Here is a 14,888-nt window from a genome sequence, read left to right as displayed (position 1 = left end):
AGCAGGGCTAGGGTCGGCGAGGCCGGCCGGGCATCGACCGTCAGGCGGCGGCATGTGTATTCGCCACCGGTACCCGCCGGGCCGCCTGCGTCGCGATCGCCTCGCCGGGGCTGCTGGGATAGCAGGTGCGCCAGCGCAGGTACCCCCACTGCCAGTAATACTCCCGTCCAACCCGCTGCAGCGCCTGCCCGGTAAGGTCCGGGTCCCGGCGCCAGGCCGTCAGCTCCTCCAGTTCGGCGGTTGTCATCGGCAGTGGCTCGCGGTTGGCAAACAGCCGGCCCGCCGCCTGCTCCCGCTCACGGCGGGCCTGGTAGGCCCTTTCCCGCTCGTCCAGCGCCTGCATCCGGGCCCGATGATGTTCGTGTTCGCGACGTTGGGCGAACAGCCACTCGTCATCATCCAGGCCGAAGGGCTTGAACCAGGCACGCGAATCATGGACGTAGCCGTCCAGCAGGGCCGCAATGGCGGCCGGCGGTAGCTGCCCCGATTCCCAGACCGTGCCGATATGGGCGTCCAGCCACTGCCGCTCCTTGTGGCCACGCAGCTTCATCTGCACGAAATCCACCGAGGGGATGCCCAGAAACGGCGGCGGGGTCAACATGCCATGTGCCTGCGTCGGCTCGGCCAGTTCAGCACGGGTGCGCGCCGTGGCATTGTTGTACTTCATGCCTTGGGCCTCGCGCCGCAGCTCATCGTTGGCACCCAGCAGGTCGGCGCGGTCCTGCGGCGCCGCACGCTGGAAGGAGGGCAGCGCTGAGTAGGTGTCCAGGTGCTGGCGGCGCCAGAGCAGATACTGGCGGTAGTGCGCATACATCAGCGTTGCGGTACGTTCCGCTCGGCCGTTCGTGGTGATGCCTGCGGTGAACGGCGCCATGGCCTGCAGGTAGGCGTTGAAGTCACGGCGGAGGGTGGGGGCGACGTTGAAGTATGACCGTGGCCTGCCGACAGGCATCTGTTCCAATCGAAGCAGAGGTACACCCGCAGCCACCGCTTCTCGGTACATATGGCAGAGCGGTACCTGCGACAGCTTCTCCGCATCGTCCGGTGACTTCCCCTGTTCCCCCGGTGCGTAGCCGCCGCCGACATCCGAGTGTGCACCCGGGTAGACGATCTGTTCGCAGTTGGCGCCCTGCACCAGATCCAGCGGGAACGAGCCGCGCACTTCATGGGCGGCGACCATGTGGACGCAACGTCGGACATCCGAGGGAATGCGCAGGTCCTCCGCTGCCGCCCAGCCACCATGCCCGGCAAAGACATCCTCGAAGAAGCTCTGCGCGGCGCCCACCGAGGCCACCATATCGAACAGGCCCACGAAATCGACCTGTACCGGGATGCCGCACAGGCGCAGAGGGCCCGCACCGGGATCACAGGCATCGGCCAGCCAGTTGCAGAACACGCGCGCCTCGGTGGCCCCGCGCGAGAAACCGAACACCGACAGCCGGATGCGGTCCACGCGGGGATTCTGCTGCTGGAAAGGCGCCACCTGGGCGGCAAGGAAATGCCGCCGTTCCTGCAGTACCTGCCGGCGTGCGGCATGGTCGGCACGGGTCAGGTGCGTACCGCGGACCCGGCGCAGCGCATTGACCGTGTTCCAGAAGCCACCACTGAGCGAGTTGCGCAGGGCGATTTCCGCTTCCCCCTGATTGACGGCCAGGTAATTGACCAGCGGCAGGTTGGCCGCCTTGGCCAGACGTTTCACGTCCTGGAGGGTGAGGCGCATGTCCGCGCTCATGCGTCTGACCGTCGGTACTGGATTGCCAGCATGTAGATGATCGGTGACCGTTCGAGCCTGGAAATGGAACAGCAGATGATTCTGGATTTCCATCAGCATCCAGTTGATGCGTCCCTCGCCGCCCCAGCCTGCGGCCGCACCGGCCCGTGCATGCCAGCCGGTGCCGCTGTCGCCGGTCTTGTCCAGCGCGTCGGTGCCCACGCCTTGGATATAGCTTGCGAAGCGATGCAGCCGTGTGCTGTAGCGGTGGTCGATATCCTTGTTGAAGGCATCGAACAGGCGGGCGACATTGCTTTCCGTGTGGTCGCCGCGGGCGATGGCGTTCTCGCGGTGGTTGCGGGTGCCATCGAAGAAGCACCCCAGATAGAGTTCGATGCCGCAGCCGGGCCCGCCGGCTTCAACGGCATTGCCGGCCTGCCGTGCCCGCTCGCGGTCGTTGAGCGTGGTGGGGGCATCGGGGCATGCTGGCGCGATCGATGTCTTCATGGTTTCGGGTCCGTCCAATGGGTCTGATCGAGGAAGCGCGCGATGTTGTCGTCGTTGTCTTCTGCGCCGGGGTCGCTGATGTCGAAGGGAAAGCCTGGATAGCCAAGGCCGATGCGCGTTACCACCACGCGGATGTCGTCACCGGGGAAGTACATGAAATAGATGAAGCCATCGACGAATGGCGAATAGGGCGGAACCAGGACATCCCGTTCGGCAATGCTTTGTTTGTCCTGGAGGTACATGCTGCTGGTTTGATAGGCGACGGTGACTTTGAGCCCGGGTTGCCATTGCCTTGGCAGGGAGACGCAGCAGGTGGATGGATTGCCGCTGGCGTTTTGCCTCATGCTTCCTGCCCAGGTTCCATTGATGAGGACGGTGCCCAGCCCATCATCGGAGTAATTGGCGACGGCCAGCCGGACGCCCATATTGGGCGGCAGGTGGGACAGATCACGCCCGGTAAGCGAATCGATCAACGGCGGCTTGGGTGGTACCACCGGTGCCCTTTGCTGCTCGGCGTGATGGATCGCGATCTTGCTGCCGATGCCGAGCGCCGCGACGCCCAGCATGCCGACGATAAGAAAAGCGGCATGTCTCATCGTCCTTCCTCGTCCGTTGATGATGGATCGTTGGCCGGGTGCTGCAGGTCCGTCCAGCGGGTTTCTGCAAGGAACGCCTTGCGGCTGCCGGTCTCATCCTCAAGCTCGGGCGGGGCGATGTCGAAGGGAAAGCCTGGATAGCCGAGGCCGATGCGCGTTACCACCACGCGGAGGTCGTCACCGGGGAAGTACATGAAATAGATGAAGCCATCGACGAATGGCGAATAGGGCGGAACCATAACGTCCCGTTCGGCAATGCTTTGTTTGTCCTGGAGGTACATGCTGCTGGTTCGATAGGCGACGGAGACCTTGAGCCCGGGTTGCCATTGCCTTGGCAGGGAGACGCAGCATGTTGCGGGATTACCACTGGCGTTTGGCTCCATGCCTCCTCCCCAGGTTCCATTGATGAAGACGGTGCCCAGCCCATCATCGGAGTAATTGGCAATGGCCAGCCGGACGCCCATATTGGGCGGCATGTGGGACAGATCACGCCCGGTAAGCGTATCGATCAACGGCGGCTTGGGTGGTACCACCGGTGCCCTTTGCTGCTCGGCGTGATGGATGGCGATCTTGCTGCCGATGCCGAGCACGGCCAGGCCAAGAACACAGGCAATGAGGACAGACGCCAGCTTCATCAGCGTGCTCCGTCCGTTGATGATGGACCGTCGGCCGGGTGCTGCAGGTCCGTCCAGCGGGTTTCTGCAAGGAATGCCTTGAGGCTGCCGGTCTCATCCTCAAGCTCGGGCGGAGGAATCGGGTAGGGGAAGTCGGGGTAGCCGAGCAGGATGGGGGAGACGACAACGCGGATCTGGTCGTTGGGGAAATACAGGAAGGTGATGTCGCCATCAAAGAAGGGCGGATACGGCGGGACAAGGATGTCCCGCTCGGCAATGCTCCGCTTGTCCTTGAGGTACATGCTGCTGGTCCGATAGGCGACGGAGACTTTGAGCCCGGGTTGCCATTGCCTTGGCAGGGAGACGCAGCAGGTGGATGGATTGCCGCTGGCGTTTTGTCTCATGCTGCCGGCCCAGGTTCCATTGATGAAGACGGTGCCCAGTCCATCATCGGAGTAATTGGCGACGGCCAGACGCAGCCCGATGTCCGGTGAGGCATCGGAGAGGTCGTGGCCGGTAAGCGGATCGATCAAGGGCGGTCTGGGTGGCACCACCGGTGCCCTTTGCTGCTCGGCATGATGGATCGCGATCTTGCTGCCGATGCCCAGGAGCGCGATGCCCAGCAGGCCGGTGATGACGATCGGGGCGTTCTTCATACGCCTGCTCCCTGGCGTGCACGCGCTGCATCTGCGTGCGCCACGGCCTTGGCCGTCATGCGGAAGGCCAGTGCGTCATTGGCGATGCCACGGTGGTGAAGCCTTTCCACGACCGCTTGCGCGCACGCATGCACCTGGGAGGGCAACAACGTGGTCGGGCGCATCACCGGGTGGCGCAGCAGCCACCCGGTGATACGGTCGGGCTCTGCCATCTGCCGCAACGCGCGTTGCTGCGCGGGCGTGAAGCACAGTGGTGTGGCGGTGAAGTCGAACGGGCGTTCAGCTTCGCCGTCCGTGCGTAGCCAGCCGCCGTCGCGTGTCGCGCTGTACCACGCGGTGATACCGCCCAGCACGCGCTGGCGCTGCAGTGCATCGAGGCAATGGAACAGCAGGGGGACGATCCGTGTGTCGGCCCATCGCATCAGCCAGGGCGTGCCGTCGGCGGACCTGCCTTCCCATTGCCTGCGCAGGTGCGACACGATGGCGCCCAGATCCGCTGGCGTATGCAGCACCGACACCATGGGCCTGCCCTCACACAGTGCCAGCAGATGGCTCCAGACCCCGCGCACTGCAGCGTCCTCCGTTGGCAAGGTGAAGACGCATGGCGAAAGCGGCTGCAGGCCATCGCCGTGGTACTGCCCGTCGAACACGCGCGTCACGGGAACGGGGAGGTGAAGGCCGGACAGGTCCGACGGGAAGGACAGGAAGGCCGGGTCCACCAGCACGTGCAGTTGCCCGTCGCTGGCGGTGTGGCCTGTGATTTCCCACGGCAACCGTACATCACGCCAAGGATCGACAAGCACGGAATCAACCATTTTTGATGGCCCACGGTGTGCCGGCCTGCATGGCCTTGATCAGGCATTCCACGCAGATTGTCTGCGGGAACTGCGGCAGTGGAACCAGCAGCGTGGTGGGACCAACGAAGGAATGCTGGCTTGCCTGTACGGTGAGGGTGCCGGGGCAGTTGAGCTGCAGATTGCCGTCCGTCAGCGTGATGGAGGCGCCCTCTGCTGTGGCGATATGCAGATGACTGCCGGCGTGCAGTTGCACGGGCGCCTGTGCTGCAGCCAAGCGTACCTGCCTGCGTGCAGCCAGTTCGATGGGGCCGGCCTGGGCCTGTACATCCAGCACGTCCTGGCCTGCGGCCAGCGTCAGTGCGGAGGTACCGCCACTGCCTGTAACGCCGGCCAGCATGCCGATGGACTGTCTGCCATGCCAGCGCAGATGGCCGCCCACCGTCGATGCGCTGTGGCCGCCGCTGGCCAGCGACGTGGTTTCTGCGGCGGACCAGAGCAGTGCCTGCCCCGCAACGTTGCCAATGCCAACGGGTGAGTACAGGCCCAGCAGTGGGGCGCTGGGCAGGGGGAGGGAACCGGCGGCAAGCGCTGCACCGGACGGAGCAGGGGGCGCGGTGGCGTAGTCGTGGCCTGCGGCGGTGCTGGCGGCGTGAAGGCGCATGCCGTGCAGTGGGGACCGGTCGGGCGAAATGCTGCTTCGGCCCGGGTGGCCTGCGCCCTGCGCCGCGGCCAGGCCCACGGTGCGATGCTGCTGCGCGGCGGCATGCCAATGGTCTGCCAGGTACTGCGCCTGCTGCAGCAGCGCTTGGGCGCCGGTGGTCTGGCTGGCCGGGTCGTGGGGGGAGCGTCGTGCTGTGTCCAGCCACAGTCCTGCGGTTGCACGCACTACGCCCCAGGCATCGCTGCGCAGCTCGAAACCGGTTCCCCGCAGGCTGCCACGGTGGTTGCCGGCTTGATGGAGCAGGTGCCCCTGGCTGAGCCGGCTATGATGATGGCTGCTGGCCAGTTCGGTTCGCAGTTGGCCATTGCTGTCGTCGAACAGCAGGTGGTTGCCGCCTTCCCCGGACCATTCCTGCGAGCGGATGCCCCACAGTGCGCCTTGATGCCGCTGGCCTGCGGCACCTGCGCCTGCGGCGTGCCAGACCGGGGCGTTGCCTCCGGCAAGGTTCATCTCGGCGCAGGCGGTGCCGTCCCGGGCCAGCGCCAGTGCCTCCGGCCGCTGATCGCCACGCCCGTTGTAGAGCGCCCCCTGTACGATGGGTTGATCGATGTCACCTTCCAGGAAAGCCACCAGCACTTCCTGCCCTACCCGCGGTATGAACTGGCTGCCGACGCCAGGACCTGCGTAGCGCTGGGCAACACGGACCCATGCGCTGTCATGGCCCGCTTCGGAATAGGCAAAACGTACACGGATGCGGCCGAGGCGATCCATGTGGACAGGCGTCCCACTGGCGTCGCCGAGGACGACGGCACGCTGCGGTCCGGGGGCCTGGAGGGCGGGCGGCTCCTGGGGGCGCCAGGGCTGGGCATGGTCCTGGCCCTGGAAGTGGTTGGCGTAGCCGTGGGCCGTGGCATCCTGCCAGGGCACCCCGTCGATCAGCGCGGGGGGCGGTTGCACCCGGGCCGCCCAGCCCACGTCGCCGACACCTGCATGCGTGACGTGTGTCAACAGCAACGCCGGCACAACCGGGTGCCCCACCTCGCATTGCAACCGGAAAGCGGCGCCGGCGTGGAAGGATCGCAACGTCCCATGTCCATTCCATGTACGTTGCCGGCACAGCAGTGCCTGGGCCCGGCGCCGCAGGTGTGCCTGCGCCTCAGCGCGACTGGTCCAGGCGTCATGGCCAGCAGGCGCATAGTGCTCGCGTGTGCTGGCCGAGGCATGGACCGAATCACTCGCTGCAATCAGCCGCGCCTGTTCCGGCAGGTAGGTGGTCGTGGTCACCGTGCTGACGACCAGGCGCCGGCAGGCGTGCAGTGCCTGTATGCCATCGCGGCCATCATGCGCGCGTGCCTGGTGGTACGGTACGGCGGAGTCAATCAACGGTAGCAGGGTGCTGTCATCGACGATGACCATCCGATGCCCGGCTGGCGCACTATCGGTGGATTCGATGAACCAGCTCAATCCTGCCCGGGCCAGCAGCCGCTGTACAAAGGCCAGATCTGATTCGCGGTACTGACTGATGCAGTCGCGGTGCATGCGATCGGCACGCCGACGGGCGGCATCCTGCCAGCGCCAGCACGCATAGGGCCCATGGGCCGACAGGACGGAATCGATGACCGTGGCCAGATCCTGCGAGGTGAAGGTGCGGCTGTGACGCCGGTGCGCCAGCCACGCGCTCCAATCTGCCATGTCCACGCAATAGTGCGTTCCCTCGGTTGTTGTCTGGCATCGCACCCCCTCGACCAGACCTGCGTGCAGAATCGGCGCGTCACCGCTGCGGGCAACCAGCAGTTGCGCAGGTCGTGCGAGCCATGCAGACAACTCCTGTGCCGTGGTTGGCGCTGCCAGCTCGATCCGCCAGCGGCATCCCTGGGATAGTGCTTCAGTGCCATGCCAACGAAGGACACGCATCTGCGTGCCATCGGGAGCGTGGAAACGATGGACACGTGCAGTGTCATCCCGGACGCTTGCATCCATGCGGGGGTTCCTGCCACGTCATGGTGGCGCTTCCTGGGTGGGGTAGCGTCAAATGCGTTGCAGACGGGATGCAATCAGAATAGACCGAAAAATCGTGTCATCCCTTGCGCAGGCTCCGCGTGACAACGGGCTGCAACGGCAAAAAAGGGCCGTCGGCTGAATGCACGCGCGGGCACTGCATCGCATGGAATGGACGCCCGGCGCTTGGGGATGAAGGCGGAGTGCTGCTGATTACGACATTGCTGTCGGATAGGAGGCGTGCCCTCAGCCTTCTTCGCGCACGATCTCCACCAGCCGTGGGCCATAGCGGGACAGCTTGCTGCCACCGATGCCGCCGACCCGGGCCAGCTCGTCCAGGCTGGTCGGGCGCTGCTCGGCGATATTGCGCAGGGTGCTGTCGTGGAAGATCACGAAGGCCGGCACGTTCTGTTCCCGCGCCAGTTCGGCGCGCAGGCCGCGCAGGGCGTTGAACAGGGCCAGGTCCTGCGGCAGCACCGACAGGCCGGTGCGCTGGGCACTGCGCTCGCGGCCGACGCTGGCCGGGTTCTCGCGGCGCATGCGGATCGCGCGGTTGCCCTTGAGCACGTCGCGGCTGGCGTCGGTCAGGCGCAGGCCACCGTGGCCTTCGCTGTCCACTTCCAGCAGGCTGGCGGCGACCAGCTGGCGGAACACGCTGCGCCAGGTGCGCGCATCCAGGTCGCGGCCGATGCCGTAGGTGCTCAGCTGGGCATGGCCGGCCTGGCGGACCTTGTCGTTCTCGCTGCCGCGCAGGATGTCGATCAGGTGGCCCACGCCGTAGCGCTGGCCGCTGCGGTAGACGCAGCTCAGCGCCTTCTGCGCAGGAATGGTCGCGTCCCAGGCCGCAGGCGGGGTCAGGCAGTTGTCGCAGTTGCCGCAGGGCTGCGGGTAGGTCTCGCCGAAGCCGGCCAGCAGCACCTGGCGCCGGCACTGCATCGATTCGCAGTAGCCCAGCAGGTGGTCGAGCTTGGTGCGCTCGAGCTGCTTGCGCTCTTCGCCGGCTTCGGACTGCTCGATCATCTGCTTGAGCAGCACCACATCGCCCAGCCCATAGCACAGCCACGCCTCGGCGGCTTCGCCATCGCGGCCGGCGCGGCCGGTTTCCTGGTAATAGCCTTCCATCGACTTGGGCAGGTCGGTATGGGCGACGAAGCGTACATCGGGCTTGTCGATGCCCATGCCGAAGGCGATGGTGGCGCACATGACGATGCCGTCCTCGCGCAGGAAGCGGCGCTGGTTGGCGGCGCGCACCTCGGCGGGCAGGCCGGCATGGTAGGGAAGCGCGGTGAAGCCCTGGCCGCACAGGAACTCGGCCGTTTCCTCCACCTTGCGCCGGGACATGCAGTAGACGATGCCGGCCTCGCCGCGGTGGCCGCGCAGGAAATCGGTCAGCTGCTTGCGGGCGTTGTCCTTCTGCACCACGGTGTAGCGGATGTTGGGGCGGTCGAAGGAACTGACGAAGTGGCGGGCCTGGGCCAGGTCCAGGCGCTCGGCGATCTCGCGCTGGGTGGGCGGATCGGCAGTGGCGGTCAGGGCGATGCGCGGGATGTCCGGCCAGCGCTCGTGCAGCACGGTGAGCTGGCGGTATTCCGGGCGGAAGTCGTGGCCCCACTGCGACACGCAGTGCGCCTCGTCGATGGCGAACAGGGCGATGGGGCTGCGTGCCAGCAGGTTCAGGAAGCGGCCGGTCAGCAGGCGTTCGGGGGCGACATAGAGCATGTCCAGCTCGCCGGCCAGCAGTTCGCGCTCGACCCGCGCGGCGGTCTCCCCATCCAGGGTGGAATTGAGGAATTCGGCGCGCACCCCGACCTGGCGCAGGGCCTCGACCTGGTCCTGCATCAGTGCGATCAACGGCGAAATGACGATGCCGCAGCCGTCGCGCAGCAGGGCCGGGACCTGGTAGCACAGCGACTTGCCGCCACCGGTCGGCATCAGGACCAGGGCGTCATGACCGGCAGCCACATGCTCCACGATGTCCTGCTGTGGACCACGGAAATCGTCGTAGCCAAAGACGCGGCGGAGCAGATCGTGCGCGGGACGGGAAGACATCCGGCTAGTTTACCCCGGCGGGGGAGCCGGCAGGGCTGCGCCCTGCACCTGCTGGAGGCCACGGCAACTGCAACAGCGGGCGTTCCGTGGGTTGGCGGGGCGGTGTGGGCTTGCAGGACACGCCGTAAACCCATCCATGGGGGCTCGTAGGCGCCCTCCATGGCGCCTGCGGTCCTGCAAGCCCACACCGCCCCACCTCTGACAGATCCCCGCGATCGGGTAGATCCACGCCATGCGTGGATGCTTTTCGATCACCTATCGAACTATTCGATTTCGATTGGCATTGATCCACGCATGGCGTGGATCTACCAACGGACTGCGACCAACTGTCGAAGGTGGGGTGGGTCCGGTTGCGGGGGCGTGAGCGCCATGGATGGCGCGACCGAGCCTACAGGGACGTATTTACGGCGTCCCCCGCCACCGGACCCACCCCGCCAACCCCCAGAAAACCCGCTTCTGTCGTTGACGTTGCTCTGGCTCCAAGGCTTCGGCGGGTGCAGGGCGCAGCCCTGCCGAACCGCCCTCAACCCTTACTGGAGAAGCGAGCGCAGCATCCAGGCATACTTCTCGTGGGTCTGCAGGCGCTGGGTCATCAGGTCCTCGGTCGGGGCGTCCTCGCCCTTGGCCGCCTGGTCCAGCACCTCACGGGCCGTACGGCAGACCGCTTCGTTGGCGACCACCAACTGGCGTACCATTTCACGCCAGTCGGCGCTGTCGGTCAGCCCCGGCTCCTCGGCGATCGAGGTCAGCGCGGCGAATTCCCGGTAGGAGCCCGGGGCATTGAAGCCCAGTGCGCGGATGCGCTCGGCCACGTCGTCCAGCGCCGCCCACTGCTCGGTGTACTGGGTCTCGAACATGGTATGCAGCGAGTTGAACATCGACCCGGTGACATTCCAGTGGAAGTTGTGCGTCTTCAGGTACAGGGTGAACGCATCGGCCTGGAAGCGCGACAGCCCGTCGGCGATCTTCTTGCGGTCGGTCTGGCTGATCCCGATATCGATGTTCGGGGCCGACGGTGCAGCGGCGGCCAGCTTCTGCTTGCCGGTCTTGGCCTTGGCCGGGGTCTTGGTCTTCGCCATGAGGACAGTCTCCTTGTGGGTGATGATGAACACGATAGACCAGATCTAATGACTGGTCGCTTTCAAAGTTTTGAATTGATCGATTGATGACTTCTATTGAACAAAAACCCGTGTTGCGACTGCGTCAGCAGCGGACCGCCATCGATGGCGCGATGAGCCGCGACCGTGGCCGCCTGCTGGGACTGCTGTCGCGCTGCCAGGCCAAGCCGCAGGACACCGCGCTGATGGCCACCTTCGAGCAGGCCCTGCAGGCCTCCGTGCAGCGGCGCCAGCGCCGTGCGCAGCAGCAACTGTCCATCAGTCTGGACCCGCAGCTGCCGATCGCCCGTGAAGCCGAGGCGATCATCGGCCTGATCCGCGACCATCAGGTGGTGGTGATCGCCGGAGAGACCGGCTCGGGCAAGACCACCCAGCTGCCGAAGCTGTGCCTGGCCGCCGGCCGTGGCCAGGCCGGCATGATCGGCTGCACCCAGCCGCGACGGATTGCCGCACGCGCGGTGGCCACCCGGGTGGCACAGGAACTGCAGAGCGAGCTGGGCCAGCTGGTCGGCTACCAGGTACGCTTCAACGACAAGGTGGGCGAGGACAGCCGGGTCAAGTTCATGACCGACGGCATCCTGCTGGCCGAGATCGCCAGTGACCGCTGGTTGTCGAACTACGACACGATCATCGTTGACGAGGCCCATGAACGCAGCCTCAACATCGACTTCCTGCTGGGCTACCTCAAGCAGCTGCTGCGCAAGCGGCCGGACCTGAAGCTGATCGTCACCTCGGCGACCATCGACACCGAGCGTTTCGCCCAGCATTTCGACAATGCGCCGGTGATCAGCGTGGAAGGCCGTACCTTCCCGGTGGAGGTGCGTTACCGCGCGCTGGAAGGCGAGGGCGAGCAGGAGGGCGAGCGCACGGTCAACGATGCCATCGTGGCAGCGGTGGATGAGATCACCCGCCAGGATGCGCGCGGTGATGTGCTGATCTTTCTGCCGGGCGAACGCGAGATCCGCGATGCGCACCAGGCGCTGGAGCGGCGCAAGTACCGGCAGACCGACGTGCTGCCGCTGTACGCGCGGCTGTCCAACCAGGACCAGGACCGGGTGTTCAACCCCGGGCCGAACCGGCGCATCGTGCTGGCCACCAACGTGGCTGAAACCTCGCTGACGGTGCCGCGCATCCGCTACGTGGTCGATCCGGGCTTTGCCCGCGTCAAGCGCTACAGCCCGCGCAACAAGCTGGACCGGCTGCACATCGAGCCGATTTCGCAGGCCAGCGCCAACCAGCGCAAGGGCCGTTGCGGCCGTATCGCCGAGGGCATCTGCTACCGTCTGTATGCCGAGGCCGATTTCCAGGCGCGGCCGGAATTTACCGATCCGGAAATCCGCCGCTCCAGCCTGGCGGGGGTGATCCTGCGCATGCTGCAGCTGGGCCTGGGCCGGATCGAGGACTTCCCGTTCCTGGAAGCGCCGGACGAACGCGCCATCGCCGACGGCTGGCAGCAGCTGGCCGAACTGGGGGCGATCGACAGCGAGCGCCGCATGACCGCGGTCGGCAAGCAGATGGCACGGCTACCGGTGGACGTGAAGCTGGCGCGCATGCTGGTGGCCGCGCAGGCGGCCGGCTGCCTGCGGCCGATGCTGGTGATCGCCGCGTTCCTGGGCATCCAGGACCCGCGCGAGCGCCCGCCGGAAGCACGCGGGGCCGCCGACAGCGCCCATGCGCAGTTCGCCGATGGCCGCTCTGAATTCGTCGGTGTGCTGCGCCTGTGGGATGGCTACCGGCAGGCCCACGAGGACCTGACCCAGTCCAAGCTGCGCGACTGGTGTGGCCGTCATTTCCTCGGTTTCCTGCGCATGCGCGAGTGGCGCGAGCTGCATCGCCAGCTGCGCCTGCTGTGCGAGGAACTGGGCTGGAAGGAAGAGGCCATCGAGGCGTCGATGGCGCCGCTGCTGGCGGGCAGCAGTGCGCCTGCGGCCGCGCGTGACGATGCCGAAGCGGCCAAGGCCACCCGCGGCCAGCTGCACCGTGCCGCGCGCCTGGCCCGCGAAGGCAAGGCCGAGCCCGCGCCGGCCCCGGTGGCCGCGCGTGCGCAGAGGGAACAGGCCCCGGCCGGCGGCGGCTTCAGCGAAAAGGTGCGTGCCAGTGCCTACCAGACGCTGCACCGCGCGCTGGTGGCCGGCCTGCCCACGCAGATCGGCCACCGCACCGACAAGGGCGACTTCCAGGCCCCGCGCCAGCGCCGCTTCCTGCCGTTCCCGGGCTCGGTGCTGTCCAAGCGGCCGCCGCCGTGGCTGCTGGCGGCCAACCTGCTGGACACACAGAAGGTGTGGGGCATGACCCTGGCGGCGATCGAGCCGGACTGGGTGATCGCCGAACTGCCGCACCTGCTGCTGCGCAAGCACTTCGATCCGCACTGGTCGCGCGCGCAGGGGCAGGTGCTGGCCTCCGAGCAGATCAGCCTGTTCGGCCTGGTGCTGGCCCCGAAGAAACCCGTGCACTACGGCCGCATCAACCCGGGCGAGGCGCATGACATCTTCGTGCGCCAGGCGCTGGTGACCGGCGAGATCACCACCCGCGCCAGCGTGGTGGCCGACAACCTGAAAGTGCTGGAAGAGGCGCGTGAGGAAGAAGCCAAGCTGCGCCGTGCCGGCATCGTCGCCGACGAGGACTGGCAGGCGCGCTGGTACCTGGACCGGGTGCCGCCGCAGATCCATTCGGCCGCCGGCCTGGATGCGTGGTGGAAGGCGCTCGCGCCACCGCAGCGGCACGCCCTGCAGTGGACGCTGCAGGACCTGCTGCCCGGCGAGGGCAGCGAGGAAGACCGCTACCCGAAGTACCTGCCGCTGGGCGATGCACGCCTGCCGCTGCACTACCGCTTCGAGCCGGGTGCCGAAGACGATGGCGTGACCGTGGACGTGCCGCTGCACCTGCTCAATGCGCTCGATCCGGTGCGGCTGGGCTGGCTGGCGCCGGGCTTCGTGGCCGACAAGGCCTCGGCGCTGATCCGCAGCCTGCCCAAGGCGATGCGCCGCAACTACGTGCCGGCCCCGGATTTCGCCCGTGCGTTCTTCGAAGCGTTCCCGCAGCCCAGCGCCGATGACATCACCGGCGAACTGGCGCGTTTCCTCAGCCGGGCGACCGGTGCCACGGTGGCGGCCACCGATTTCGACGTGCCGGCGCTGGAGCCGCACCTGCGGATGAACCTGCGCCTGCGCGATGACCATGGCAAGGTGCTGGCGACGTCGCGTGATCTGGACGTGCTGCGCGCACGCTTCGGCGACCGCGCGGGCCAGGCCTTCGCGGCCCGTGCCGGGCGCGCGATGGCGGCCGAAGGGCTGCGGACCTTCCCTGCCGCACCGATCCCGCTGCAGGTGCCCGGTGAGGCCGGTGTACCGGCCTGGCCGGCGCTGGTCGACGAAGGCGAGACGGCCGCGTTGCGCATCTTCGCCGATCGCCAGCAGGCGCAGGAGGCCCACCCGCAGGGCGTGCGCCGGCTGCTGGAGATCGGCTTGGCCGAGAAGGTCAAGCAGGCGCGCAAGCAGTTGCCGGTAGCGGCCAAGACCGGGCTGCTGTACGCGGCGATCGAATCGCAGGAACGCCTGCGCGGCGATCTGGTGGATGCGGCGATGAATGCCGTGCTGGCCGACGGGCTGGGCGAGATCCGCGATGCAGCGCTCTTCGAGCAGCGGCGCGAGCAGGCCGGCAAGGCGCTGTTCGGCGAAGCAATGCAGCGGCTGAAACTGGCCGAGAGCATCCTGGCGCTGGTGGCGGAGCTGAAGCCGCTGCTGGAAGCACCGCTGATGGGCTGGGCGCGTGGCAACCTGGACGACATGGAGGCGCAGCTGGCCGGGCTGGTGCATGCCGGCTTCCTGCGGGACACGCCGGCCGATGCGCTGGCGCAGTATCCGCGCTACCTCAAGGCGATGATCCTGCGCACGGAACGGGCCAAGCGTGACCCGACCCGCGATCAGGCCCGCATGCTGGAACTGCGTCCCTTCCTGGAGGCGCTGGAGTCTGGCGACCAGCAGGGCCTGCGCGCACGGCCGGCATGGCAGGCACTGCGCTGGGACCTGGAGGAACTGCGGGTCTCGCTGTTCGCGCAGGAACTGGGGGCCCGCACGGGCATCTCGGCCAAGAAGCTGGCACAGCGGGTTGCCGCGCTGCGGCAGGGGTGACCGCGTGCTCCCGCAGGGCCGGGCCCAGGCCCGGTCCTGCGCGGATGACCG

General features: G+C 67.1%; 9 protein-coding genes. 1 reads left to right on the top strand and 8 read right to left on the bottom strand.

What is annotated here, in order from left to right; genetic code table 11:
* Positions 1-40: 40 nt before the first annotated feature.
* From Q9R17_RS03690 to Q9R17_RS03655, 8 genes are all read right to left on the bottom strand, one after another.
* Positions 41-2,218 (bottom strand): DUF2235 domain-containing protein, encoded by a 2,178-nt coding sequence (locus Q9R17_RS03690; RefSeq protein ID WP_308157102.1) that lies wholly within the window; start codon positions 2,216-2,218, stop codon positions 41-43.
* Positions 2,215-2,814, bottom strand: a complete 600-nt coding sequence (locus tag Q9R17_RS03685; RefSeq protein ID WP_308157101.1) for a DUF3304 domain-containing protein — start codon at positions 2,812-2,814, stop codon at positions 2,215-2,217. The genes Q9R17_RS03690 and Q9R17_RS03685 overlap by 4 nt, the downstream gene beginning before the upstream one ends.
* Entirely contained in the window at positions 2,811-3,449 is a 639-nt protein-coding gene (locus tag Q9R17_RS03680) for a DUF3304 domain-containing protein (RefSeq protein ID WP_308157100.1), read from the bottom strand. The genes Q9R17_RS03685 and Q9R17_RS03680 overlap by 4 nt, the downstream gene beginning before the upstream one ends.
* A complete protein-coding gene (locus Q9R17_RS03675; protein WP_308157099.1) occupies positions 3,449-4,084 on the bottom strand; it encodes a DUF3304 domain-containing protein in 636 nt (211 codons plus the stop codon). Before Q9R17_RS03675 ends, Q9R17_RS03680 begins: the two co-directional genes overlap by 1 nt.
* Positions 4,081-4,887, bottom strand: coding sequence for a DUF4123 domain-containing protein (locus Q9R17_RS03670; protein ID WP_308157098.1), 807 nt, complete (start codon positions 4,885-4,887; stop codon positions 4,081-4,083). Before Q9R17_RS03670 ends, Q9R17_RS03675 begins: the two co-directional genes overlap by 4 nt.
* Before the next feature lie 4 nt (positions 4,888-4,891).
* Entirely contained in the window at positions 4,892-7,522 is a 2,631-nt protein-coding gene (tssI, locus tag Q9R17_RS03665) for a type VI secretion system Vgr family protein (protein WP_308157097.1), read from the bottom strand.
* 264 nt (positions 7,523-7,786) lie between these two features.
* Positions 7,787-9,589: a DNA helicase RecQ gene (recQ, locus tag Q9R17_RS03660; protein WP_308157096.1), complete on the bottom strand. Its 1,803-nt coding sequence runs from the start codon at positions 9,587-9,589 to the stop codon at positions 7,787-7,789.
* A 530-nt stretch (positions 9,590-10,119) separates the two neighbouring features.
* The gene (locus tag Q9R17_RS03655; protein WP_308157095.1) at positions 10,120-10,668 is read right to left on the bottom strand and encodes a Dps family protein; all 549 of its coding nucleotides are present in this window, start codon (positions 10,666-10,668) and stop codon (positions 10,120-10,122) included.
* A gap of 86 nt (positions 10,669-10,754) precedes the next feature.
* Between Q9R17_RS03655 and hrpA the strand changes: the two genes are divergently transcribed.
* Entirely contained in the window at positions 10,755-14,837 is a 4,083-nt protein-coding gene (gene hrpA / locus Q9R17_RS03650) for an ATP-dependent RNA helicase HrpA (protein ID WP_308157094.1), read from the top strand.
* The last annotated feature ends 51 nt before the right edge of the window (positions 14,838-14,888 follow it).

The organism is Stenotrophomonas sp. 24(2023), from assembly GCF_030913365.1.
In the GTDB taxonomy this organism is placed as follows: domain Bacteria; phylum Pseudomonadota; class Gammaproteobacteria; order Xanthomonadales; family Xanthomonadaceae; genus Stenotrophomonas.
This window is presented reverse-complemented; position numbering and strand designations above follow the sequence as displayed.

Coding starts and splice junctions, on each gene's coding strand:
- Q9R17_RS03690 (WP_308157102.1), bottom strand. CDS start 2,218: ATGAAGACATCGATCGCGCCAGCATGCCCCGATGCCCCCACCACGCTC.
- Q9R17_RS03685 (WP_308157101.1), bottom strand. CDS start 2,814: ATGAGACATGCCGCTTTTCTTATCGTCGGCATGCTGGGCGTCGCGGCG.
- Q9R17_RS03680 (WP_308157100.1), bottom strand. CDS start 3,449: ATGAAGCTGGCGTCTGTCCTCATTGCCTGTGTTCTTGGCCTGGCCGTG.
- Q9R17_RS03675 (WP_308157099.1), bottom strand. CDS start 4,084: ATGAAGAACGCCCCGATCGTCATCACCGGCCTGCTGGGCATCGCGCTC.
- tssI (WP_308157097.1), bottom strand. CDS start 7,522: ATGGATGCAAGCGTCCGGGATGACACTGCACGTGTCCATCGTTTCCAC.
- recQ (WP_308157096.1), bottom strand. CDS start 9,589: ATGTCTTCCCGTCCCGCGCACGATCTGCTCCGCCGCGTCTTTGGCTAC.
- Q9R17_RS03655 (WP_308157095.1), bottom strand. CDS start 10,668: ATGGCGAAGACCAAGACCCCGGCCAAGGCCAAGACCGGCAAGCAGAAG.
- hrpA (WP_308157094.1), top strand. CDS start 10,755: ATGACTTCTATTGAACAAAAACCCGTGTTGCGACTGCGTCAGCAGCGG.